18 protein-coding genes and 1 pseudogene are annotated in these 22,224 nt (G+C 63.7%); 12 read left to right on the top strand and 7 right to left on the bottom strand.

Features of this window, described 5'->3' with window-relative positions; genetic code table 11:
- Nucleotides 1-3: 3 nt before the first annotated feature.
- Nucleotides 4-783, bottom strand: coding sequence for an SDR family oxidoreductase (locus LB524_RS15400; protein ID WP_140664287.1), 780 nt, complete (start codon nucleotides 781-783; stop codon nucleotides 4-6).
- Nucleotides 784-936: 153 nt separating this feature from the next.
- Between LB524_RS15400 and LB524_RS15395 the strand changes: the two genes are divergently transcribed.
- Together LB524_RS15395 and LB524_RS15390 are read left to right on the top strand one after the other, a co-directional pair.
- The gene (locus LB524_RS15395; RefSeq protein ID WP_181171109.1) at nucleotides 937-1,719 is read left to right on the top strand and encodes a UDP-2,3-diacylglucosamine diphosphatase; all 783 of its coding nucleotides are present in this window, start codon (nucleotides 937-939) and stop codon (nucleotides 1,717-1,719) included.
- A 130-nt stretch (nucleotides 1,720-1,849) separates the two neighbouring features.
- On the top strand, nucleotides 1,850-3,064 hold the full coding sequence (locus tag LB524_RS15390) for an MFS transporter (RefSeq protein ID WP_224527843.1): 1,215 nt from the start codon (nucleotides 1,850-1,852) through the stop codon (nucleotides 3,062-3,064).
- Here LB524_RS15390 and dgcA read toward each other — a convergent pair.
- Complete coding sequence (gene dgcA, locus LB524_RS15385) at nucleotides 3,035-4,018, bottom strand: N-acetyl-D-Glu racemase DgcA (RefSeq protein ID WP_140664281.1); 984 nt, start codon at nucleotides 4,016-4,018, stop codon at nucleotides 3,035-3,037. The genes LB524_RS15390 and dgcA overlap by 30 nt on opposite strands.
- 77 nt (nucleotides 4,019-4,095) lie before the next feature.
- On the opposite strand from dgcA, the gene LB524_RS15380 reads away from it, so the two are divergent.
- From LB524_RS15380 to LB524_RS15365, 4 genes are all read left to right on the top strand, one after another.
- Nucleotides 4,096-5,283 (top strand): ABC transporter permease, encoded by a 1,188-nt coding sequence (locus LB524_RS15380; RefSeq protein ID WP_140664278.1) that lies wholly within the window; start codon nucleotides 4,096-4,098, stop codon nucleotides 5,281-5,283.
- Nucleotides 5,284-5,287: 4 nt separating this feature from the next.
- On the top strand, nucleotides 5,288-6,097 hold the full coding sequence (locus tag LB524_RS15375; protein ID WP_015317666.1) for an ABC transporter ATP-binding protein: 810 nt from the start codon (nucleotides 5,288-5,290) through the stop codon (nucleotides 6,095-6,097).
- 14 nt (nucleotides 6,098-6,111) lie between these two features.
- A complete protein-coding gene (locus tag LB524_RS15370) occupies nucleotides 6,112-7,485 on the top strand; it encodes an MCE family protein (protein WP_015317667.1) in 1,374 nt (457 codons plus the stop codon).
- Nucleotides 7,486-7,594: 109 nt separating this feature from the next.
- Nucleotides 7,595-8,173 carry an ABC-type transport auxiliary lipoprotein family protein gene (locus tag LB524_RS15365; RefSeq protein WP_224527839.1) on the top strand — a complete coding sequence of 193 codons (579 nt, stop codon included), beginning with the start codon at nucleotides 7,595-7,597 and terminating at the stop codon, nucleotides 8,171-8,173.
- 37 nt (nucleotides 8,174-8,210) lie between these two features.
- Here the strand turns inward: LB524_RS15365 and LB524_RS15360 are convergent.
- Both LB524_RS15360 and LB524_RS15355 read right to left on the bottom strand, forming a co-directional pair.
- A pseudogene (locus LB524_RS15360) lies at nucleotides 8,211-8,812 on the bottom strand (exonuclease).
- Between the two features lie 124 nt (nucleotides 8,813-8,936).
- Nucleotides 8,937-15,290 (bottom strand): kinesin, encoded by a 6,354-nt coding sequence (locus LB524_RS15355; protein ID WP_224527836.1) that lies wholly within the window; start codon nucleotides 15,288-15,290, stop codon nucleotides 8,937-8,939.
- A gap of 274 nt (nucleotides 15,291-15,564) precedes the next feature.
- On the opposite strand from LB524_RS15355, the gene LB524_RS15350 reads away from it, so the two are divergent.
- The 3 genes from LB524_RS15350 (at nucleotide 15,565) to LB524_RS15340 (ending at nucleotide 17,516) form a co-directional block, all read left to right on the top strand.
- Entirely contained in the window at nucleotides 15,565-15,933 is a 369-nt protein-coding gene (locus LB524_RS15350; RefSeq protein WP_015317671.1) for an Hpt domain-containing protein, read from the top strand.
- A 142-nt stretch (nucleotides 15,934-16,075) separates the two neighbouring features.
- Nucleotides 16,076-16,396: a 2Fe-2S iron-sulfur cluster-binding protein gene (locus tag LB524_RS15345; RefSeq protein WP_015317672.1), complete on the top strand. Its 321-nt coding sequence runs from the start codon at nucleotides 16,076-16,078 to the stop codon at nucleotides 16,394-16,396.
- Between the two features lie 88 nt (nucleotides 16,397-16,484).
- Complete coding sequence (locus LB524_RS15340) at nucleotides 16,485-17,516, top strand: NAD(P)/FAD-dependent oxidoreductase (protein WP_224527833.1); 1,032 nt, start codon at nucleotides 16,485-16,487, stop codon at nucleotides 17,514-17,516.
- Here the strand turns inward: LB524_RS15340 and LB524_RS15335 are convergent, their stop codons facing one another.
- Together LB524_RS15335 and LB524_RS15330 are read right to left on the bottom strand one after the other, a co-directional pair.
- Entirely contained in the window at nucleotides 17,517-18,998 is a 1,482-nt protein-coding gene (locus LB524_RS15335; protein ID WP_224527830.1) for an MDR family MFS transporter, read from the bottom strand.
- Between the two features lie 229 nt (nucleotides 18,999-19,227).
- Complete coding sequence (locus LB524_RS15330; RefSeq protein ID WP_224527827.1) at nucleotides 19,228-19,845, bottom strand: DUF922 domain-containing Zn-dependent protease; 618 nt, start codon at nucleotides 19,843-19,845, stop codon at nucleotides 19,228-19,230.
- Between the two features lie 114 nt (nucleotides 19,846-19,959).
- Here LB524_RS15330 and folP point away from each other — a divergent pair, with 114 nt between their 5' ends.
- The 3 genes from folP to folK are packed head-to-tail and all read left to right on the top strand — an operon-like array spanning nucleotide 19,960 to nucleotide 21,667.
- Complete coding sequence (gene folP, locus LB524_RS15325; protein ID WP_140726810.1) at nucleotides 19,960-20,808, top strand: dihydropteroate synthase; 849 nt, start codon at nucleotides 19,960-19,962, stop codon at nucleotides 20,806-20,808.
- Nucleotides 20,809-20,811: 3 nt separating this feature from the next.
- A complete protein-coding gene (gene folB, locus LB524_RS15320) occupies nucleotides 20,812-21,171 on the top strand; it encodes a dihydroneopterin aldolase (RefSeq protein ID WP_140616272.1) in 360 nt (119 codons plus the stop codon).
- Nucleotides 21,155-21,667: a 2-amino-4-hydroxy-6-hydroxymethyldihydropteridine diphosphokinase gene (gene folK / locus LB524_RS15315; RefSeq protein ID WP_140726813.1), complete on the top strand. Its 513-nt coding sequence runs from the start codon at nucleotides 21,155-21,157 to the stop codon at nucleotides 21,665-21,667. The genes folB and folK overlap by 17 nt, the downstream gene beginning before the upstream one ends.
- Nucleotides 21,668-21,675: 8 nt before the next feature.
- Here the strand turns inward: folK and LB524_RS15310 are convergent, their stop codons facing one another.
- Nucleotides 21,676-22,221, bottom strand: a complete 546-nt coding sequence (locus tag LB524_RS15310) for a DUF924 family protein (protein ID WP_140716840.1) — start codon at nucleotides 22,219-22,221, stop codon at nucleotides 21,676-21,678.
- Nucleotides 22,222-22,224 lie beyond the last annotated feature (3 nt).

Here is a 22,224-nt window from a genome sequence, read left to right as displayed (position 1 = left end):
CGGTCAGAAAGCGCTGACGTAGAGACCGCCATCGACGGGTATATTCTGCCCGGTCAGGTAGCCGGCATGGACCGAGCAGAGGAAGGCGCAGATCTGGCCGAATTCCTCCGGCGTGCCGAGCCGTTTGGCCGGCACGTCGGCACTGATGCGGGTCTTGCGCGCCGCGGCCGCCTTGGGATCCTCTGGCGTGCCAGCCTCATGCGGGCCGCGCAGTCGGTCAGTGTCGAGCTTGCCGGGCAAGAGACTGTTGATGGTCACGTTGCGCTCGATCACCGTGCGCGCCACGCCGGCGAGAAACGAGGTCAGGCCGGCGCGCGCGCCCGATGACAGGTCGAGGCCGGGTATGGGGACGTAGACCGATAGCGAGGTGATGTTGACGATGCGCCCGAAGCCGCGCGCAGCCATGCCGTCAATGACCGCCTGCACCAGTTCGATCGGCGTCACCATGTTCTGGGTCACGCCTTCGAGGATTTTTCCGCGATCGAGTTCGCGGAAATCGCGCAATGGCGGTCCGCCATTGTTGTTGACGAGGATGTCGGGTTCCGGACAGGCGGCGAGCAGCGCTTTCTGTATCTCCGGCTTAGAAACGTCGCCGACCACTTCCGTCACCGTCACGCCATGGCGCTGGCGCAGTTCCGCGGCGGTTTTCGCGACCAGCTCCGCATTGCGCCCATTGACGACGATGTCGCAGCCCGCCTCGGCCAGCGCCATGGCGCAGCCACGGCCAAGCCCCTTGCTCGAAGCGCAGACGATGGCCTTCTTTCCGCGGATACCGAGATCCATGACGATTTTCTCCTTTGATTTGCCCGGCAGGCTAGCGCCAGCGCTGGACCAATCGCAACCGTCATACGGTTGTTGCATGAATCGGGGCATAGGCTGCTCGAAAGCAAGGGTGAATCCGCGATGTCAGGCCAAGAGCCCCGCACTTTCCGCAGCATGTTCATTTCCGATGTCCATCTGGGCTCGAAGGCGGCGAAGGCCGATTTCCTGATCGACTTCCTGCGCTACCACGATGCCGACATCATCTATCTGGTCGGCGATATCGTCGACGGCTGGCGCCTGAGGCGCAGCTGGCATTGGCCGCAAAGCCACAATGACGTCGTGCAGAAACTGCTGCGCAAGGCGCGCAAAGGCGCCTCGATCACCTATATCGCCGGCAATCACGACGAATTCGCCCGCCAGTTCCAGGGCGTGCATTTCGGCGGCATCGTCGTTGCCGACCGCGCCATCCATGAAACCGCCGATGGCCGGCGGCTGCTGGTCATCCATGGCGACCAGTTCGACACCGTAGTCCATAACCAGCGTTGGCTCGCCTATCTCGGCGACCATGCCTATGACGCCGCCATGCAGGTCAACCGGGTGATCACGCGGCTGCGCCAGCTGCTCGGCCTGCCTTACTGGTCGTTTTCGTCCTGGGCCAAGGTCAAGGTCAAGAAGGCGGTGAACTTCATCGGCTCGTTCCAGACAGTGCTCAGCGAGGAAGCGCGACGCTCGCATGTCGACGGCGTCATCTGCGGGCATATCCACCATGCCGCCATCGAAAGCTATGGGGACGTACAATATATCAACACCGGCGACTGGGTGGAGAGCTGCACCGCCGTGGTCGAGCATTTCGACGGCCGCATGGAAATCCTGACCTGGGCGCATGTATTGCCTGAAGCGCTTGACGAGCCCTTCATCCCGCTGCTGATCGAGGACAGGGTGGTGCAGGCGGCCTGAGGCGGAAGCCGGCCCTGCAATTTCTGGTGTTAATCGACTGGTCCAGCCGGTTTCGCCCGCTTTTTGCTCATGTTAAGGATCGGCTTGCGCTGCTCGCCGGTCGTTGAGCGCAGCGTCATTGGATCGATTCATGCCGCTGCCACCGCTTTCGCCCGAACAACTCGTGAAGCCGAGCCGTTTTGAACTGCGCATGAGCCTGATCTTCGGCACGTTGTTCATATCGCTTGGCACCCATTTGCCCTATTTCCCGCTTTGGTTGCAGGCCAAGGGGTTTCATGCCGAGCAGATCGCCGTCATCCTGGCGGCGCCGATGTTCCTGCGCGTCGTAACGACGCCGCTGCTGACCACACTTGCCGATCGAGCCAGGGACCGCGCCGATGTCTATGTCGTGCTCGTCGCCGCATCGCTGCTGCTGTCCGCGGGATACTTCCTGACCCCGACATACGCGACGGTGCTGGCGGTGTCGCTGGTGCTGACCATTGTCTGGACGCCACATTCGCCGATCGCCGATTCGCTGGCGCTTTCGGGTGTGCGCCGCTTCGGGGCCAATTATGCGAGCATGCGCAAATGGGGGTCGATCTGTTATCTCCTGGCCAATGTCGCGGGCGGTTTCATCCTGGCAGCCAGTGGCCCTGGAGCCGTCCCGGTGATCATATTCCTTGCCCTTGGCGCGGCACTCATCGCAGGCCTGCTGGCACCGCGCATGGGACGGCCGCGAAAGGCCTCGCCGCTGTCGGCAGTGGAAATCCAGCATGCGGCGCCAAGCCTGTTCAACGCTTATTTCCTCTCCTTCACCCTTGGCGTCGGCATCATTACAGCCAGCCACGCCTTCCTCTACGGTTTCGTTTCCATCTATTGGAAATCGATCGGCATCAGCGATTCCGTTGTCGGCCTGCTGTGGGCGTGGGGCGTGGTGTCGGAAGTCTGCATGTTTTTGTTTTTCAATCGCATTTTCGCCTCCGTGTCTGTCGTCAAGGTGATGGTGATTGCCGGCGTCGGCTCCGTTGTGCGCTGGATCATCTTTCCACTGATATGGCCGCTCGGCCTCGGCATCGCCGGCTTCTTTGCCGTGCAGTCGCTGCATTCGGTGTCTGTCGCAATGGTGCTGATCGGCCTGCAGAAAATGATCGGCGAGACCGTCTCCGAAGAGCGCACGGGTGCCGCGCAAGGCATCGCCTATTTCTTCAACGGCTTCTTCATGGCCGCCGTTACGCTTGTTTCCGGCCCGCTCTATGACCGTCTCGGTGTCGATGGATTCCTGGCGATGATCCCGATCGCGATCGTCGGCCTTATGCTGATCGGGTTTGCCGCGCGCTCAGCCCCACAGAGCCCGGTCCGGGGGTGAGACGAGCGATCCCTGGTAAACGAGACCCGGCACACGATCCCGGGCAAGCAGCAGCGGACCGTCGAGGTCGACGAAATCCGCTCCTTGCGCGAGCAGCACCGCCGGCGCCATTGCCAGCGACGTGCCGACCATGCAGCCGACCATGATGCCAAAACCCAGCTCACGGGCGCGGTCGCGCAAGGTGAGCGCCGCCGTCAGCCCGCCGGACTTGTCGAGCTTGATGTTGACAGCGTCGTAGAGGCCGACAAGCGCCTCGAGGTTTCCTGCTTCATGGACGCTCTCGTCAGCGCAGATCGGCACCGGATGGGCTATGTGGCGCAGGATGCCGTCACGGCCCGCCGGCAGCGGCTGCTCGATCAAGGCGATATCTTGCTTCGCGGCAAAAGCGAGATTCGCGACGATGTTGTCGTCGGTCCAGCCTTCATTCGCATCGAGGATCAATCGGCTCCCGGGCGCCGCCTGCCTCACCGCCTGGATGCGGGCGGCGTCGTTGTCGCCGCCGATCTTGACCTTCAGCAGCGGCCTGCCGGCATTGGCGCGGGCCTGCGCAGCCATCGCCTCCGGTTCGCCGAGCGACAGCGTGTAGGCGGTTTCGAGCTGATGCAAAGGGGCCGGCCAGATTGCGTTCGCCACCGGATTGCCGCTGATCTTGGCTTCAAGGTCCCACAGGGCACAGTCTACAGCGTTACGCGCCGCTCCGGCAGGCATTGCGTCGAGCAGGGCGGCACGGTCCATCCCGCCGGCGATCCGGTCGCGCATCGCCGCGATCGCGCCGCTCACGCCGTCCATGGTCTCGCCATAGCGCTTGTAGGGAACGCATTCGCCGCGACCGACATGGCCGTTGTCGCTGATCGTGCAGGTGATGACCTCGGCCTCTGTCTTGGAGCCGCGCGAAATGGTGAAGGTCCCGGCGATCGGAAAACGCTCGGCCTCGACCGAAATGACACGCGCCATATTTTTCTGCTCCGGCTATGCGAGAAGGGTTGTCGGCAAATCGACAAGGTCGGACCCATCAGGCTAAACAGGACGCCATGTTGACCATCGGCAAACGCGACGCAAGCGGCACGACCGCCTCGGGGACTGACCACGACCCGCGCGTCGCGGTCGGCGAGGAGGATGGGGTCCTCGGCTGTGCGTTCTCCGGCATCTGGACGACGCGGACGGTGGCGCTGATCGACGCCGAGATGCGCAAGATCGAGAAACGAAGCGGGTTCAAGATGTTGGCGCTCGATCTTTCGAAAATCGAGAAGATCGACACCGCCGGCGCCTGGCTGATCGACCGGCTGGTCAGCGTCTTCGAGAAGAAGAATGTCGAGGTAAGGCTGCAAGGCCAAAGTGACGTCGCTTCCATCCTGCTCGAAGCAGTGAGCGAGGCCGTCCGGCGCGAACCCGAAGCCGGACCGGCGGGACCACCCAACATTGTCATTCGGGCACTGGAGGCGGTGGGCCGGCGCGTATACGAGATGCGCGACGATTTCCTCGCCTCGATGAACATATTGGGCGCCACCATCCGCGGCGCGCAGATGAAGCTCGGCCGTGGCCATGCCGTGAATCCGGCGGCGATCTTCAACCAGATCGATCGCATGGGCGTCGGCGCTATCCCCGTGGTGGTGCTGATGTCGGCGATCGTCGGCGCCATCGTCGCCCAGCAGGGTGCCTATCAGCTGAGCTATTTCGGCGCCGACATCTTCGTCGTCGACCTAGTCGGCGTGCTGATCCTGCGCGAACTCGGCGTGCTGATGACGGCAATCATGATCGCCGGCCGCTCCGGCAGCGCGATCACCGCCGAAATCGGCTCGATGAAGATGCGCGAGGAGGTCGACGCGCTGAAGGTCATCGGCCTCAATCCGATCGGCGTCCTGGTCTTTCCACGTCTGGTTGCCCTGGTGATCGCCTTGCCCTGTCTGACGATCATCGCTAATTTCGCCGCGCTCGGCGGCGGCATTGTCGCGGCCTGGCTCTACTCCGATATCCCCCCCGCTGCCTTCATCGACCGGTTGCGTGTCGCAATCGATCTCAGCACGATTTTCGCCGGGCTGATCAAGGCGCCGTTCATGGCCATGATCATCGGCACGATCGCTTCAGTCGAGGGCATGAAGGTCGGCGGCAGTGCCGAATCGCTCGGGCAGCACGTGACCGCTTCGGTGGTGAAGTCGATCTTCGTCGTCATCATTCTCGACGGACTTTTCGCCATGTTCTACGCAGCGATCCAGTTCTAGTAACATGGCAAAGGGAAACGGAATCACGACTGAGGCGCCGCACGAGAGCGAAATCGTGCTTTCGGTGCACGACGTCACCGTTGCCATCGACGACAAGCTGATCCTCGACAAACTGTCGCTCGACATCAAGCGCGGCGAGATACTGGGGTTCGTCGGTGCCTCGGGCGCCGGCAAGTCCGTGCTGTTGCGAACCATTCTCGGACTGATGCCCAAGCAGTCGGGAACAATCAAACTGTTTGGCGTCGACGTCGACAAGGCAAGCGATCTCGAGCGGCTGCGCATCGACATGCGTCTTGGCGTTCTGTTCCAGCATGGGGCGCTGTTTTCGGCGCTGACCGTGATGGAGAACGTGCAGGTGCCGATGCGCGAATATCTCGATCTGCCAAGAAAGCTGATGGACGAGTTGGCGCTGCTGAAAATCGAGCTGGTCGGACTGCCGCCGGATGCGGCGCAGAAGTTTCCCTCCGAACTCTCCGGCGGCATGATCAAGCGCGCGGCACTTGCCCGCGCCCTGGCGCTCGACCCCGACATCGTTTTTCTCGACGAGCCGACGTCCGGCCTCGATCCGATCAGCGCGGCCGAGTTCGACGAACTGGTCGTCAAGCTGCGCGACACCATGGACCTGACCGTCTATATGGTGACCCACGACCTCGACACGCTGTTTACCGCCTGCGACCACGTGGCGGTGCTCGGCAAGAAAAAGGTGCTGGTCGAAGGCACGATCGACGACATGCTGAAGAGCGAGGAGCCGTGGGTAAAATCCTATTTCCGCGGAAAACGCGCACGGCAACTTGATCTTGCCGCACGTGCATAGCCATAAGTGAAGCAATGGAAACCAGAGCCAACTACGTCATTGTCGGCATTTTCACGCTGGTTGCGATCCTGGCGGCGTTCGCCTTCGTCTATTGGACGGCGGCGATCGGCGACAGGGGCGAGACGACGCTGCTGCGGGTGCGCATTCCGGGCTCGGCCTCTGGTCTCGGCCGCGGCAGCTTCGTGCTGTTCAACGGCGTCAAGGTCGGCGACGTCAAGCGCGTCTACATCGACGTCGACAATCCGACTGTCGCCATCGCCGACACCGAGATCGACCGGATGACGCCGATCACCAAGTCGACGCAGGCCGATATCGGCCTCGCCGGCCTCACCGGGCAGGCCAATATCGAACTCAAGGGCGCCGACCCCAAGGAAGTCAAGCTGCTCGACCAGGCCGAGAAGGAAGGCAAGGTCGCCGAGATCGTCGCCAATCCTTCTGCCGTGACCAATCTGCTGCAGACGGCGCAAAACATCTTCACCCGTGCCGACAAGGTGCTGACGGAGTTGGAAGGCTTCACCAAGGATGTGCGAGGGCCGCTGACGCAGACCGTCCAGAACGTCCAGACGTTTTCCGACGCATTGGCCAGGAATTCCGACGGGATCGACAAATTCCTGTCCGCCGTCAGCGCGCTGTCCGATGAGCTGAAAGGCGTTTCAGGCAAGCTCGACGGCACGTTGAAGGCAGCGGAAGGCCTGCTGAATGCCGTCGACAAGGACAAGATCAAGAGCATCGTTGCCAATGTCGATGCGGTGACGGGGAACCTCAAGGAAACCTCGCAGCAGCTGGACGGTGTGATCAGGAATGTCGATACGGCGGTGGGATCGGTCAACGATTTCGCCAAGCAGACGCAAGGCACGCTGGCCAAGGTCGATGGCGTGCTCGACGGCATCGATCCGGCGCAGGTGCGCCAAGCGCTCGCCAACATCCAGAAGGCCAGCGACAGCGCCAACAAGGCGGCTGCCGATATCGCGGAGGTGACCGGCAAGATCGCCAATCGGGCTGACGACATCGACCAGACGATCAAGGACGCGAGGCAGCTGGCGCAACGGCTCAACGACGCCTCTGTGCGGGTCGACGGCATTCTCGCCAAGGTCGACAAGCTGCTCGGCTCGGGCCAGGCCGACGGCGTGATGGCCGACGCCAGGGATACGCTGAAATCGTTCAAGCAGGTCGCCGATACGCTGAATGCCCGGCTTGGGGTCATCACCGACAATCTGGCGCGCTTCTCGGGCCAGGGACTGCAGAATGTCGAGGCGCTGGTGCAGGATAGCCGCCGCTCGATCAACCGCATCGAGGAGGCGGTGACCGATCTCAGCCGCAATCCGCAGCGCATCCTTTCGGGCGGCGACGGCGAGGTTCGGCAGTTCGACGGCAGGGCGCGGCGTTGACTTCGGCATCGGCCCGCCGCAAGAACAGTGCTCGTGAATGCGGGTTGATCTTGCGATCAGGGGATAACGGGGATCACGCGTGAGATTGAGTAGGCTTGGAACGGGCGGGTTGAAATCGGCTGCGGTGCTGCTTGTCCTGGCGGTTGCCGGCTGCGCGGCGCTCGGCGGCAAGCCGGCACCGCTCGACACGTTCGAACTGTCGGCGCCGTCGGTCGACGCGCATGGCCACAGCCGCAAGCAAATCCTGATCGCCCAGCCTTCGGCGCTGAAGGCACTGGACAGCCAGAACATCGTCATCAAACCCTCCGACGGCTCGATCCAGTATCTGAAGGGCGCGCAATGGGCCGACCGCCTGCCGCTGATCGTGCAGGCGCGGCTGGCCGAGACATTCCAGCGCTCGGGCAGCTTTGCCGGCGTTGGCAAGCCGGGCGAGGGGCTGGCGATCGACTATCAGGTCATCGTCGAGGTTCGGTCCTTCGAAGTGCGCGTCAATGGCGGCGAACATGCCGAGGTCAACCTGTTCGTGCGCTTGCTCAACGACCGCAACGGGGAAGTGAAGGCTTCCAAGAGCTTCACCGCATTGGCACCCGTTTCGGGGAGCGGCAACCCGGCCTATGTCGGCGCGCTCGACGCCGCCTTCGGCGATGCGGCCAAGCAGGTCGTTCGCTGGACCGATTCGGTGATCTGAGCGCCAGGCGCGCCGGGATTCCACCAACGCTTCCGGGTTACGGACGGTCGAAGGTGTCCGGCCGCAGCTTTCCAGTCTTCAGGTGCTGCAGGGTGTAGGTTACGGACAGCGCATCGTCGAGCGCGTCATGCCCCTGCAGTGGCGGATGTTCGATAATCCGCAAGCTTGTTGCTCGGCGTCCTTGCCAGGTCCTCGATCGGCATGCCGGCCGCGACCAGCAGCTTGACCGCATTGTCGAACCGGGTGGCCGGGATAGGCGGCCTGATGCCCGCGACATAGCAACTGATGGCGATCATGTTCAGTTTGTCCTTGCCCCAGGACCACAGCCGCGCTCCGGCGGAAAACCTATCGACGCCGGCCAGGGCGTCTTTCAGCGCAATGCCCTCGGCCTCGATGATTTCTTCGGTGATGCCGGTCAGTCCAGTGAAGAACGGATCGAGCGTGTACCGCTCGCCAAACCGGTCGACCGGTCTGATATAGGCCTTGTGCGTGCCCAGCACGGGGAATCACCTTCGAGGCCGAGCCTGCCGCGCCGATCTGCGCAATGATCGGATCGAGATCATGGGCCGCGCACCAGAATCGGCGTTGTGATCCCTCAAGGCAGAGAAATTCGCAGTCGAAGATGATTGCCGTCTTCACAACTCAGGATCCGGTTCCGGAAAGCGAGATCAAACCCGGATCCGTCTCCGGGTGGCGAGTCAGTTCCTTCACGAAAAAGGCGGGAGACAATCCCCCGCCTCTTTCGGTTTGGCTTGTCGACCGCCTAATGCAGGCGGCCGCTGGCATGGGCCAGCATGGTGTAGACCTTGCCGGTGTCCGACGTGAGATAGGTCTGCGCCATGATGTTGTCGCGGTCGTTGCGCGAGACATCCTTCAGCAGCTTCTCGAAATCGTCGCAATAGCGGTCGACGGCGGTGCGGAATTCGGCCTCCGCCTGGTACTTGCGGCGGATTTCATCGAACGTCTGCTGGCCCTTGAGCGTGTAGAGCCTGCGCGTGAACACGTCACGCTCGCCGCGGCGGTAGCGGTTCCACAGCTCGATCGAGGCATCGTGGTCGATGGCCCGCGCGATATCGACGGACAGCGAGTTCAGCGATTCCACGACATGTGCCGGCGAACGCTGGGCAGGGGCCGCGCGCGGGGCTTCCGCTGGCGCCTGGGGAGCCGCCGGCCTGAGCTCGGCATCGTTCGACGCCGCGGTCAAGAGATCGCGCACCCAGCCGCCTTGCGGCGCGCGGGCAGTGGCGTCGGTGGCACGCTGGCGCGGTGCTGCCTCAGCCGGGCGCTCCAGATCGAGCGTGCCGCGCAGTCCCGCGCCGCCCAGTGGGGCCTGTGGCGGGCGCAGGTCCGCCTGCGGTGCCGGGGCGCGACGGGGCGGCTCGGCGGCGCGTGCGGCCGGCGCCTGCGGCGCAGGACGCAAGGGGCGCGGTTCTGAAGTGTCGCTGCCACGACCGGACTTCGCCACGATGTCCGAAAGCTCCTTCAAGGCGTTGATCTGCTCGGAAACCGCGCGGCGGATGGCCGATGTCGACTCCTTTGCCTCTTCCGGCATCTCGATGACGCCCTTCTTGAGCTCGGCGCGGGTGAGGTCGAGTTCACTCTTGATCGAGCCCGCGGTGCGCCGCATCTCCTCGGTCGCATCGGCGAAACGCTTGGTTGCCGAATCGACGACGTCGGTGATGGCGTTGCGGATCTTGTCGGCGGACTCCATCGTCTTGCCCTCGGCGTTCTGCAGGGTCTGGCCGACGAGATTTTCGAACGAGCGCATGACCCGTTCGAGATCTTCCGACTTCTTGACCAGGCCGACGGCGAGGTCCTCAAGTGAGGACTGCCTTTCCAGCGTGTGTTCGAGGTTGCTCTGGGCCGAGCTCAACAGGTCCGAGGCGCTGGCCAGCAAGCGGCTGTGTTCATCGAACTTGGTGGCGATTGAGGCGACTTCGCGCAAGGTCGACGACGACAGTTCCGTCAGCCTCGTCGTGTTGGAATCGACCAGACGCGCCGAGCTGGCAAAGGTCTGCGCCGCCTTTTCGGTGGTCGCCGCGAAGCTTTGCGTGCTGCCGGTCAGACGTTCGTCGACCTCGCCGAGGTTGACCGCGGCCTGCTCGATCAGCTGACCGAGCTGCGAGCTGGACTTGGTCATGCGGCCGATCAGATCGGCGACGCTGTCGGACAGCGACGAGCGGGCGCCTTCGACCGCCGACAAGGTTTCGGCGGTGCGGCTGGCCAGTGCGTTGACCAGGGCTGCATTCTCGCTGCGCAGCTTCTCGGTCGCGCGTTCCGTGACCTCTTCCATGCTCTTCTGCAGTTCCGAGCCGCCCTGGGCGAAGCGCTCGACCAAAGGCCGCGCGGTTTCGTCGAGGATCTTCGACATCTCGGCCGACCGCGCCGCGAGCATGGTGTTGAGCTCGCGGGTGTTGGCGCCGATCGTCTTGGCCGCGTCATTGGTGCTCTGGCCGATATGTTGTCCGACCGCGGTGAAGGTTTCCGCGATCACATTGGCACGCGATACGAGTTGTGCCTCGGCACTCGACACCTGCTCATTGAGCTTCTGGCCCATCGTCTCGGTGGTGTAGGCGAGCCGGTTTTCGACCCCAGCGATCTGTTCTTCGACACGGGCGGCCGCTGCCGCCGCGCTCGATGCAAGACGCTCGTCGGCGCCGGCAAGCGCCTGCTCGATTTCGCGGGCGTGCACGGCCAGCTCCTGACCGGTCTGGCGGGCGCGATCGGCGACCCGCTGCTCGGTGCTTGCAAAGGCGCCGACAATGGTCTGCGCATGCTCGCCGATCGTCGAGGTGCTGTCGGCGATGCGCGAAACCAGGCGCTGGTCGGCGTCGTCGAAGATGCGGGCGATTTCGGATGCCCGGCTGGACAGCGCGTCCGAACCCTCGGCGATGCGCGAGACCAAATGCTGGTCGGCGGCATCGAAGATACGACCGAGGTCCGACGCGCGGGCGGCGAGCGCCTCGGCGGATTCGCCGATGCGCATGCCGAGCCGCTGGTCGGCGCTTTCGAAGTTCCGCAGGATGTCGCCGGCGCGGGCGGCCAGCGACTGCGCCGTTTCCACGGCACGGGCGACCAGCTTCTGGTCGGCCGCGTCGAACGTGCCGGCAATCTCGCTTGCGCGGGCGGCCAGCTGATCGGCGGTTTCCTGGGCGCGGGCGGCAAGCTTCTGGTCGGCCATGTCGAAGGTGCCGGCGATCTCGCCGGCGCGGGCAGCGAGTTGATCGGCGGTTTCGTGGGCACGGGCCAGCAGCGAGCTGGAGGTGTCATCGGCGCGGGCGAGCAGGGCGTTCGACGTATCCTCCGCACGGGCGTGGAGGCGACGATCGGCCTCCTCGAAGGTGCGGGCGATGTCTTCGGCCCGGGCCAGCAGGGCGGCGGACGTCTGCTCGGCGCGCTCGGCGATCTTGCGATCGGCGTCGCTGAAAGCGGCACCGGCCTGTTCGTGCAGCGTGCTGGTGACTTCCAACACCTTTTCGCGCAATGCGCCGGCGACGAAGACAGCGCTCTTCTCGAGCACGTTGCGGACGTTGTCGACACCAGTCGAGAGCGCGCGCTCCATGGTGCCGGCGCGTTCCTCGATGATGCCGGTCTGGCGGCTGAACGCCTGCTCGATCTTGTCGACATCGGCGGCGATCGCGGCGGAAATGTCCGTGCTCCTGGCCGCGATCTGGTCGATGTGGCCGGACAGCGAACGATCGACCTCCTTGCGGCTTTCGGCGAGCTTGCCGAGATCATCTTCCAGCGCGCGGCTGAGCATGTTGCGGCCTTCGGACAACTTGCCGACATGTCCGGCGATGATATCGTCGATATCGCCGCGGCTTTCGGTCAGCTTCTGGAGGTCGGCTTCGAGAGCACGCTTGAGAATGTCGCGGCCTTCGGCGAGCTTCTCGACCTGGCCGGCGACCAGACCGTCGATGCTGGAGCGACTTTCAGCCAGCTTGGCAAGGTCTGCCTCCAGCGCACGCTTGAGGACATCGCGGCCTTCGGCAAGCTTCTCGACCTGGCCGGCGACCAGACCGTCGATGCTGGAGCGGCTTTCGGCCAGCTTGGCAAGATCGTCCTCGAGAGCCTTCGACAAGGTCGAACGCTCCTGCACAAGCCGTTCCGCATGATTGTTGACGTGGGTGCCGACAGTCTCAAGGTCGGCCTCAAGTGCCTTCGACAAGGTCGAACGCTCCTGCACAAGCCGTTCCGCGTGACTGCTGACGTGGCTGCCGACAGCCTCGAGATCGGCCTCAAGCGCCTTTGACAGTGTCGATCGCTCTTGGGCAAGTCGGTCCGAGTGGCTGTTGACAAGTCTGTTGACAGTTTCGAGATCGGCCTCCAGCGCGCGGGCGAACTGGGCGCGGTCGTCGACCAGCTTCTGGGACTGGTCGGCAACGGTGTTTCTGACCGTGCTGAGGTCGGCTTCCAATGCGCGGCGCAGGATATCGCGCCCTTCGGCGAGCTTCTCGACCTGGCCGGCGACCAGACCGTCGATGCCGGAGCGGCTTTCGGCCAGCTTGGCGAGATCGTCCTCCAGCGCCTTCGACAAGGTCGAGCGATCCTGAACCAGCCTGTTCATGTGGTCGGCGATGACGCTGTTCACATTCTGCAGATCGGCTTCCAGAACACGTGAGAGCTGCCCGCGATCCTCGGCCAGCCTGTCCGACTGGCTTGATATGACGTTCTTGATCGTATTGAGGTCGGATTCCAGCGCACGCTTGAGGATGTCGCGGCCCTCGGCGAGCTTCTCGACCTGGCCGGCGACCAGACCGTCGATGCTGGAGCGGCTTTCGGCCAGCTTGGCGAGGTCGGCTTCGAGCGTCTGCGACAGCAGGCCGCGGTCTTCCGCCAGGCGTCCCGAATGGCTGTCGATCAGCCCGCGTATCCCCGACAGGTCGCTTTCGAGCGAACGGCCAAGCTGCGTGCGGTCCTCGGCCAGTTTCGCCGAATGCGCCTCGATGAGGTTCTTGATACCGGCAATGTCGTTTTCCAGCGCCTTGGCGAGCACCGCGCGGCCCTCGGCGATTTTCTCGACCTGGCCGGCGACAAGGCCGTCAATGTCGGCGCGGCTCTCGGACAATTTGCCGAGATCGGCCTCCAAGGCGCGCGACAAAATGTTGCGGCCTTCGGCCAGTTTTCCAACATGCCCGGCCACCATTTCATCAATGATGGTACGAGCTTGCACCAATTTTCCGGAGTCTTCGTTGAGAGCCAGTGAGAGCCGGTTGCGGCCTTCTTCCAGCCTTTCGAGGTGGCTGCCGAGCGACGCATCGATGGCGGCACGCGATTCGTTGACCTTGCGCAGGTCTTCTTCGAGCGCACGCGCTATCAGGCTGCGGCCTTCGGCCAGCCTCTGCACCTGGTTGGTCACCGCCGCATCGATGCCGGCGCGGCCTTCGTCGAATTTCTCCAGGTCCGCTTGCATGGCTGCCGCCATGCGCTCGCGGCTCTCGGAGAGCTTGCGGCTATGGTTTTCGACGGCTTCTTCGATACCGACGCGCGCGTCGGCGAGCCGCTGGATGTCGGCATCGAAGGAGCGCGACACGACGTGGCGGGCTGCCTCCATGCGGCCGGCGAAATCGCTGGCGCGCGCTTCGAGCATGGAAGAGGTCGAGGTGACGATGTCGGCCATGTCGGCGCCGATCTGGGTCTTGCCCTGATCGATCATGGCCGACAGCGTGTCCTTGCTCTCGGCGAAGGTGTGGGCGATTTCGCGCGCGCGCTCGACCAGCGTTTCATTGATCTGGCGGGCGCGGGCTTCCAGCGCGGCATTGAGCTTCTGGGTGCCGGTGTCCAGCGCTTCGGCGCGGGTCTGAAATTCACTGATCAGCGCCTGGCCGCGTTCGGCCAAGGTGCGTTCGATGCCGTTGAGGCTGGCCTCGAACTCGGAATTGAGGGTGCGCGCGGCGCCGCCGAGCAGCGACACCATGCCGGTGGTGCGATCGTCGAGCAGGTCCGTCAACGAACGGGTCAAGCCGTCCGTGGTGTCCGTCAGCTTGGCGATACGGGTGTCGAGCAGGCTGGCGAAAGCCTCGCCGGAGGTTGAAAGCCTGTCGGTAATGTTGTCGAGCCGGCCCTCCACCGAATCGAAGATCGACATCGAGCTTTCGTTGATGCGGTCGATCAGCGTGTCGCCGGAATTGGTGATCGTCATCGACAGTTTGGTCGACGCGTTGAGGATGCTGTCACGGATGATGTCGCTTGCCGCGCCGATTTCATCGCGCAGCGTCTCGTGCGCGCCGGAGATCGAGGCGCGGACGCGTTCGGCATGGGTGACCACTGCTTCGCGTTCGCTGCCCAATCCGTCGACCAGCGACCTGATGCGGGTTTCGTTTTCCGAATAGGAGCGCTCGATCTGGTTGACCTCGCTGTGGACCAGCGTCTCCAGTTCGACGGCACGGGCAAGGGTCCGTTCGATGCCTTCGCCCATGGCAGCCACCTCGCGGCGGACGGCCTGGCCGATCATCATGACGCGATCCTGGGCCATGTTTTCCGGCTCGGTCAGGCGGAAGGCCACTTCCGTCATCGATTGCGCGGCGATGCGCATGTCCTGAGCGCGGCGAATCATCGTCGCGAAGGCCCAGAACAGGATGACAGGCACGATAGCCGCGACGGCAAGGCCGATCAGTTCGGGGCGGGCGAAGAACTGGTCCAGCGTGCGGATCCGCCAGATGCTCGGTCCAAAAAGCAGGTTCGCCAGTCCGCCGGCGCCCGCGATCCAGGCAAGCGAGACAAAGGCGATGACCCAGTAAATGGTGTTGGAGGCGCGCCTGTTCAGGCTGTGCAGAAGGGTCTTGTAATCTTTCTGACGATCGTCGTTGGCTGGCGCGAAGCCGGCGGGCTGGCCACCATTGCGCGTCTCAACCGGGCGAAGTTCGGCCGGCTTGGCGTTTGGCGCGGGCTTCGCGGCCTGGGGCTGATTGACGACGGGCGCCGGCTGCTGATTGCGTCCCTCGCGTGCCAGTTCGTCGGCCGCCTGTGATATCTGCGCTTCCAGATCTTCCATCGAGGCCGCGATATCGAGGTCGCCGCTATCGGTATCGCCGCTCAGGTCAAGATCGAGCGCTTTTTCGAGTTCCCTGGCTACGTCGCTGTCGAGAGTTCTGGTCGTTGTTGGTTTCTTCGCCATGCCTTCGCTACCCTGTACTAGCTGCCGCGGGGGCTTATAATTGTGCTTGTCTTACCCCCGCGCAGGAGGCTGAAAATGGACCCTCGTATCGTAATGACACAGGGGGGTAAAGAAAACATGCATTCCGCGGGATACGTAAAACTTTAAATATAAGGTTAACGGAAGCGTGATTTGGGCGCCGCTTTCGCAACATTTTTCCGGGCCATCCATTAACCCGTTGTCCACTGGATTCGCCTAGGTTTTCAGGCGACCGAAGAAAATGGAGTTCGAGTTCATGCGTGGCGAAAGCGGCATTGCCTTCTCAATGCCGGGGGGCGACGTATCGGGAACGAGGCAGTCCCGACCGGTCGATTTGGCACACCTTGCCCGGCAAACGATGGGCGACCGCGCCCTCGAGCAAGAGGTGCTGGCGCTGTTTGTACAGCAGGCACTGTCGGTACGCGACAAAATAGTCGATGCCGACATCAAGGACCGGCTCCTGCTGGCTCATGGTTTGAAAGGGTCGGCCCGTGGCGTGGGTGCCTTCGCCATCGCCGATTGCGTCACCGATATCGAGCATCGCCCGGAGGACGCCCAGACGCTCAAGCGGCTCGGCAGGCTGATCGACGAAGTGCGCGACTTCATCGCCGCCATCAATCGCTGATCCAGGTTTGCGACAAAAACGTCACGGAGCGCCGCTTTCGCACGGCAGTTGACTTGTTTGCCGGAGTGATTATCTCGGGCGAAACTCGCTTCCCCTCGGGCGAACTCCCTTCGTCCGGGGCGAAACTCCCTTCAGGTGACAAATGACCAAACTGACCTTCATCGCCCATGACGGCACACATTTCGACGTGGACGCCGAAAACGGCTCGACGGTCATGGAGAACGCCATCCGCAACGCTGTCCCGGGCATCGAGGCGGAGTGCGGCGGCGCCTGCGCCTGCGCGACCTGCCATGTCTATGTCGATGAGGCATGGACGGCCGAAGTCGGCGAGCCCGAGGCGATGGAGGAAGACATGCTGGACTTCGCCTACGACGTCCAGCCGAACTCGCGCCTGTCCTGCCAGATCAAGGTACGCGACGCGCTCGACGGCCTGATCGTCCGGGTGCCCGAGCGTCAGGGCTGAAGCCAGCACGGGCGATTTTTGCCGCTGACGCTTGGCAGCGGGCCGCTGGTCATGCAGTCTCGCCCGGACTTTCGCAGCGAGGCGCATCATGACCGGCATCATCAGCACAGACGTCCTCATTGTCGGGGCAGGGCCGGTCGGCCTGTTCGCCGTGTTCGAACTCGGCCTGCTGGACCTGAAATGCCACCTGATCGACATCCTCGACAAGCCCGGCGGCCAATGCGCGGAACTTTATCCGGAAAAGCCGATCTACGACATTCCCGGCTGGCCCTCGATCTCGGCGCAAGGGCTCGTCGACAAGCTGCTTGAGCAGGTCGCGCCGTTCCAGCCTGAATTCACCTATAACCGCATGGTCTCCAGCCTTGAGAAGCTGGAAGACGGCGGCTTTCGCGTCACCACGGACGAGAACGAGGTATTCGAGGCCAAGGTGGTGGTCATCGCCGCCGGCGGCGGCTCATTCCAGCCGAAGCGCCCGCCGATCCCGGGCATCGAACCCTATGAGGGCAAGAGCGTCTTCTATTCGGTGCGCCGGATGGAGGACTTCCGCGGCCATGACCTTGTCATCGTCGGCGGCGGCGACTCGGCGCTCGACTGGACGCTGAACCTGCAGTCGATGGCAAAGAGCGTGACACTGGTTCACCGGCGGGCCGAGTTTCGCGCGGCGCCCGACAGCGTCAACAAGATGTACGCCATGCAGGAGATGAAGCAGCTGGAATTCAGGGTCGGTCAGGTGACCGGGCTCACCGGAGCCGATGGCCAGTTGTCATCGGCCACCATCAAGGGCGGCCCGGATGGCGACGTCGAGGTGCCTTGCACCCGCATGCTGCCGTTCTTCGGACTGACCATGAAGCTCGGCCCGATCGCGGAATGGGGGCTCAATCTCCATGAGAACCTGATCCCGGTCGATACCGAGAAGTTCCAGACCTCGGTGCCCGGCATCTTCGCGGTGGGCGACATCAACTGGTACCCGGGCAAGCTGAAGCTGATCCTGTCGGGCTTTCACGAGGTGGCGCTGATGGCGCAGGCCGCCAAGCGCATCGTCAGCCCCGGCGAGCGCATCGTGTTCCAGTACACGACCTCGTCCACCAGCCTGCAAAAGAAGCTCGGCGTTTCCGGCTAGTTATTCCGCCAGGATCGGCGCCGGATCATCGACGTGGCCCCGAAGTTCTTTCTCGGGCATCAGCGTCAGCGTGACGAGACCCAATCCCAGAGTGCCGGCCGCGACGAGAAAGATCATCACGAAGGGTTGGGCCGATACGACATGTCCAGCCACCTGAACGCCTTCGCCGGCCAGCGGCAACCCAAAGCCAAGGGCGACCGCGCCGAGCATCGCCACCCCCAATGCACTGCCCAGCGAACGCAGAAAGGTAAGCACCCCCGTCGCCACGCCAAGATGCATGCGGTCGACGGCGTTCTGCACGGACACGGTGGTTACCGGAAATGTCGTGCCGGTTCCCAGCCCGATACAGATGGTCAGGGCTTCGACGACAAGCAGCGATGCATGGCCGGCGACAAAAGCCAGCAGGCCCGTGCACAGGATGGCGAAGACGACGCCGACCATGGCGATGCGCTTGTAGTGGGTGAAGCGTGGTATCAGGCGGCCGCTGGAAGCGGCGCCGCCCACCGTTCCAAGCAGAAGACCAAGCATTGCAATGCCCGACTCGCTGGCCGTGAGGCCGAGTATCGACTGCAGATAGACCGGCAGATACACGGCAAGGCCGACGCTGGAGGCCTGGAGCAGGAACATCGACAGGGTGCCGGCCAGGACGATCGGGTTGCCCAGCACCTCGAGCGAGATGAGCGGTTCAGCCGCCCGCATCAGCCGCAAGGCAAAGGCGCCCCAGAACAGCGCGGAGCACGCCAGGACGCCGATGACTTCCGGCGATAACCAGGGATAGGCACTGCCGCCCCAGTTCAGTGCCAGCAGCAACAGCGCCGTTGCCACGATCAGCAGCAATGCGCCGAGGCCATCGATGCTGTGGTTCTTGGCCGCGATGGGCAGCTTCTTGAGCGGCTTGTTGATGATCGCCATGGCAAGAAAGCCCAGCGGGATATTGATCCAGAAAATGAGAGACCAGTGCAGATGCTCAGCGAAGGTGCCGCCCAGCAGCGGCCCGGCGACGCTGGCAACGGCCCAGGTGCCGGAAAACCACGCCGCATAGCGCGCCCGCTCGCGCGGCGGGACGAGGTCTCCGACCACGGTCTGCGTCAGCGCGAAAAGACCACCGCCGCCGGCCCCCTGGATCGCGCGACCCAGGATGAGGACGAACATGTTGGGGGCCAGTGCGCTGACCAGCGATCCAGCAAGGAAGATGAGGATTGCCGCGTAGACGGTTGGCCGACGCCCATAGACGTCGGAAATCTTGCCGTAGAGCGGTGCCACGGCGGTTGCGGTCAAGAGGTAGCCGGTGACGATCCATGGCAGGTATTCGGCATGGCCGAGCAAGCGCCCGATGGTCGGCATGGCGGGCGCGACGATGGTCTGGTCGAGGGCTGCCAGCAGCATCGACAGGAGAACGCCGCCAATAATGGCGTTCTTTTCGCTTTCGCTCAGCGGCGCGCTCACGGCCGCCACGGCCTGCTTGTCGACAGCCTGGTCCATAAATCTTCTCGTCCATGCGCTTTGCGCTGCCGCATCACCATTGGGCTTGTCTGGTGCATCCGCGGCGTGATCGATCGTGATGCCCGTGCTTCTGGATTGTGCCCTTGGCAACCCTGGATATGTCGTTCCGTATAGGCCGATTTCGACGGTTGCTCGAAAAAATTCCAAGCTGGCACTACGCTTCCGCCCGGTTGGCTTGCACCCAGGCGAACGGAGGCGGCGAGGAGATTCAGGCCGGCGGCCGCAACTGGCCGCTCTCGATGCGCTCCATCCGGTAACGCAGCAGCCGCAGGATGCGGCTTTCGAAATTGGCGCCTTCGACACGGTCGAACCGCACCTGGTCCCTGTCGTGTTTGGCAAGCTCGGCCGCCGTGATCGCGGCGGCCCTGGCCTTTGCGGCGTCGCAATCCTTCTGCGGATAAGCTGCCTTCAGGGCGTCTTCCAGCGCGCGGCCGTGGTTCTGGGCTATCTCGACATGGCGGTCTTCATGGCGCTTGATGTCGGCGGACAAGGTATCCCAGAACAGCCGCACATCGGCGTCGGCTTTGCGCGGGCGGCGCCATTCGGGAAGGATCACCTTGACCTTGACGGTGACGACCGCGTCGGCGATCCGGCAGGAGCCCGGCTGGCTGGCGTAGCTAATGCGTGTCGTGAAAGCCATCTGGGTGGCGCCAGGGTGGCGCGACCCCGTGCTTTTGACCTGGGGCCCGTGTTTGGCAAGTTGCTGCTCGATATCCTCCAGCGTTCTGCCGCCAATGGCGAAATAGCTGTATGTCTTCACCAGATTGGCCGCATTCGCCGGAACGGCGGCGGTAAGCAGCAGCGCGCACAGGGATCGTATCATCATGTTGCCTCTTCAATCACCTTGCTTTACGGCCTTCGCCGGCGCAACGGAATTGATCCAATGCGGATCACACATCGTTGATGGCATCTTGGTTGATGAGCCCATGGTTGAAGCGCAATGACGGCGGGGCGATGGCAATTGGCGCATGGACGCCATCTCGAGCTTGGCGGCAAGGCCGTGGTCGTCGGCATCCTCAATGTCACACCCGACAGCTTCTCCGATGGCGGCTTGTTTGATGCTCCTGAACCCGCGCTCGTCCAGGCGCGCCGCATGATCGGGGAAGGAGCCGCCGTCATCGATGTCGGCGGAGAATCGACCCGCCCGGGCGCCGCCGCGATATCGGCCAGCGAGGAGCAGGCCCGTATCCTGCCCGTGATCGAGGCGTTGGCGCAGGTCGGCGACGTGCTGATTTCCGTCGACACCTATCGTGCCGACACCGCGCGGCTCGCCGTCAAGGCCGGTGCGCATATCGTCAACGATGTCTGGGGTCTGCAGCGTGAGCCCGACATTGCGCGGGTGGCGGCCGAAACCGGCGCCGGGCTTGTCATCATGCATACTGGACGGGATCGCGACAAGCTGCCCGATGTGATCGCCGACCAGCTGGCGTTCCTGGGAAAATCGCTTGAGATCGGGCGCGGGCAAGGTGTCGCCGACGGCCATATCGTGCTCGATCCCGGCTTCGGCTTCGCCAAGGAGACGGCGGAGGAAAACCTCGATCTGATGGCACGGTTTGCCGAGCTTGGCGCGCTCGGCTTCCCGCTGATGGCCGGTACGTCGCGAAAGCGTTTCATCGGCACCGTCACCGGCCGCGACGCCGCTGATCGGGCGGCCGGCACGGCGGCGACCAGCGTCATTCTCCGGCTCAAGGGCGCGCATCTGTTTCGCGTCCATGATATCGCAATCAACGTGGACGCGCTGGCGGTGGCGGATGCTATGCTGGCGCGGGAAACCGGATCGGAACGCTGAGCCATGTATGTCATCCGCATGAAGAATTGCGCCTTCTTTGCCCGGCACGGCGTGCTGGACGAGGAAGAAGCGCTGGGGCAGCGCTTCTACGTCGATGCCTCGCTCACCGTCGAGCCGGGACGCGCGCTCGTCGATGACGCCATCGGGGAAACCGTCAATTACGGCGTCGCCTTCACCGTCATCGAGGAGATCATCACGGGACACCGGCGCTGCCTGATCGAGGCGCTGGCCCTGGAAGTCGCGAAGGCTCTCACCGGGCGCTTTCCCCAGATCCGGAAAGCCGAGGTCACCGTTCGCAAGCCCAATGCGCCGGTGCCTGGCGTGCTCGATTACGTCGAGGTGACCGTTGTCTGGCCCGAGTAACACCGTCTATCTGAGCCTCGGCGGCAATCTGGGCGATCCGGCGGCGTCGATGGGAGCGGCGTTGCGCCTCCTCGACGCCGATCCCGATACCGACATGGCCGCCGTCTCCTCGCTCTACCGGACACCGCCCTGGGGCAAGCTCGACCAGCCGGATTTCCTCAACGCGGCCGCCGAATTGTCGACGCGGCTGTCGCCGCGGGCATTGCTCGACCTCTGCCTCGATGCCGAGCGAAAGCTCAAACGCGTGCGCGAGGAGAGGTGGGGGCCGCGCCTCATCGACATCGACATCCTGGTGTTCGGCGACCGCATCATCCATGAAATGGGCCTGGAAGTGCCGCACCCGCGCATGCTGGAGCGCGCCTTCGTGCTGGCGCCGCTGGCCGAAATCGCGCCGGATCTTGCCGTCGGCGGCAAACGCGTGGCCGATCGCCTGAGCGCGGTCGATGCGGCCGGCATCGAGCGGCTGCCATCAGGCCGCGACTGGTGGCGGCGCTAAATCGCGGATCAGCCGGAGAAACCACCGTCATCCAGGAATGCTTTTTCCTCAGCCGTGGTCTCGCGGCCAAGCATCCGGTTGCGGTGCGGAAAGCGGCCGAAGCGCTGGATGATGTCGCGGTGCTCCAGCGCGTATTTCAGATTGAACTCGGCCCTGGCGGTATGAAGTTCGACCGACCGCTCCTGGTCCGCAAGATTTTCCGAATGTTCGAACGGCAAATAGAGGAACACACGCACTTCCGGTTCCAATGCCAGATCGTGGCCGGCATCGACCGCTTTTTGCGCAAAATGCTTTGCCAGTGGGTCGGTTGCAAACATGTGGCCGGTGCCGCGAAAGCAATTGCGCGGGAACTGGTCGAGCAGGATCATCAGCGCCAGCGAGCCCTCGGCATGGCTTGACCAGACATCGCATTCACGGCGCGCTGCGGCGTAGTGGAGATCGAGGAAGCGGTCGCGGAAATCGGCATCGAAAGCGTCGTTCTTCTCGAACCAGGCATCCTCGCCGGCGTCGCGCCAGAACTTGGTGATCGACAGGGCTCTGCTGTCCAATTCCATGCC

Origin of the sequence: Mesorhizobium sp. ESP6-5 (assembly GCF_020164695.1) — a bacterium.
In the GTDB taxonomy this organism is placed as follows: domain Bacteria; phylum Pseudomonadota; class Alphaproteobacteria; order Rhizobiales; family Rhizobiaceae; genus Mesorhizobium; species Mesorhizobium australicum.
Note: the sequence above shows the minus strand (reverse complement) of the source record. Positions and strands in the feature narration are given on the sequence as shown.

Bases quoted from the DNA above. Each gene is read 5' to 3' on its own strand.
- LB524_RS15400 (WP_140664287.1), bottom strand. From the start codon at position 783: ATGGATCTCGGTATCCGCGGAAAGAAGGCCATCGTCTGCGCTTCGAGC.
- LB524_RS15395 (WP_181171109.1), top strand. From the start codon at position 937: ATGTTCATTTCCGATGTCCATCTGGGCTCGAAGGCGGCGAAGGCCGAT.
- LB524_RS15390 (WP_224527843.1), top strand. From the start codon at position 1,850: ATGCCGCTGCCACCGCTTTCGCCCGAACAACTCGTGAAGCCGAGCCGT.
- dgcA (WP_140664281.1), bottom strand. From the start codon at position 4,018: ATGGCGCGTGTCATTTCGGTCGAGGCCGAGCGTTTTCCGATCGCCGGG.
- LB524_RS15380 (WP_140664278.1), top strand. From the start codon at position 4,096: ATGTTGACCATCGGCAAACGCGACGCAAGCGGCACGACCGCCTCGGGG.
- LB524_RS15375 (WP_015317666.1), top strand. From the start codon at position 5,288: ATGGCAAAGGGAAACGGAATCACGACTGAGGCGCCGCACGAGAGCGAA.
- LB524_RS15370 (WP_015317667.1), top strand. From the start codon at position 6,112: ATGGAAACCAGAGCCAACTACGTCATTGTCGGCATTTTCACGCTGGTT.
- LB524_RS15355 (WP_224527836.1), bottom strand. From the start codon at position 15,290: ATGGCGAAGAAACCAACAACGACCAGAACTCTCGACAGCGACGTAGCC.
- LB524_RS15350 (WP_015317671.1), top strand. From the start codon at position 15,565: ATGCGTGGCGAAAGCGGCATTGCCTTCTCAATGCCGGGGGGCGACGTA.
- LB524_RS15345 (WP_015317672.1), top strand. From the start codon at position 16,076: ATGACCAAACTGACCTTCATCGCCCATGACGGCACACATTTCGACGTG.
- LB524_RS15340 (WP_224527833.1), top strand. From the start codon at position 16,485: ATGACCGGCATCATCAGCACAGACGTCCTCATTGTCGGGGCAGGGCCG.
- LB524_RS15335 (WP_224527830.1), bottom strand. From the start codon at position 18,998: ATGGACCAGGCTGTCGACAAGCAGGCCGTGGCGGCCGTGAGCGCGCCG.
- LB524_RS15330 (WP_224527827.1), bottom strand. From the start codon at position 19,845: ATGATGATACGATCCCTGTGCGCGCTGCTGCTTACCGCCGCCGTTCCG.
- folP (WP_140726810.1), top strand. From the start codon at position 19,960: ATGACGGCGGGGCGATGGCAATTGGCGCATGGACGCCATCTCGAGCTT.
- folB (WP_140616272.1), top strand. From the start codon at position 20,812: ATGTATGTCATCCGCATGAAGAATTGCGCCTTCTTTGCCCGGCACGGC.
- LB524_RS15310 (WP_140716840.1), bottom strand. From the start codon at position 22,221: ATGGAATTGGACAGCAGAGCCCTGTCGATCACCAAGTTCTGGCGCGAC.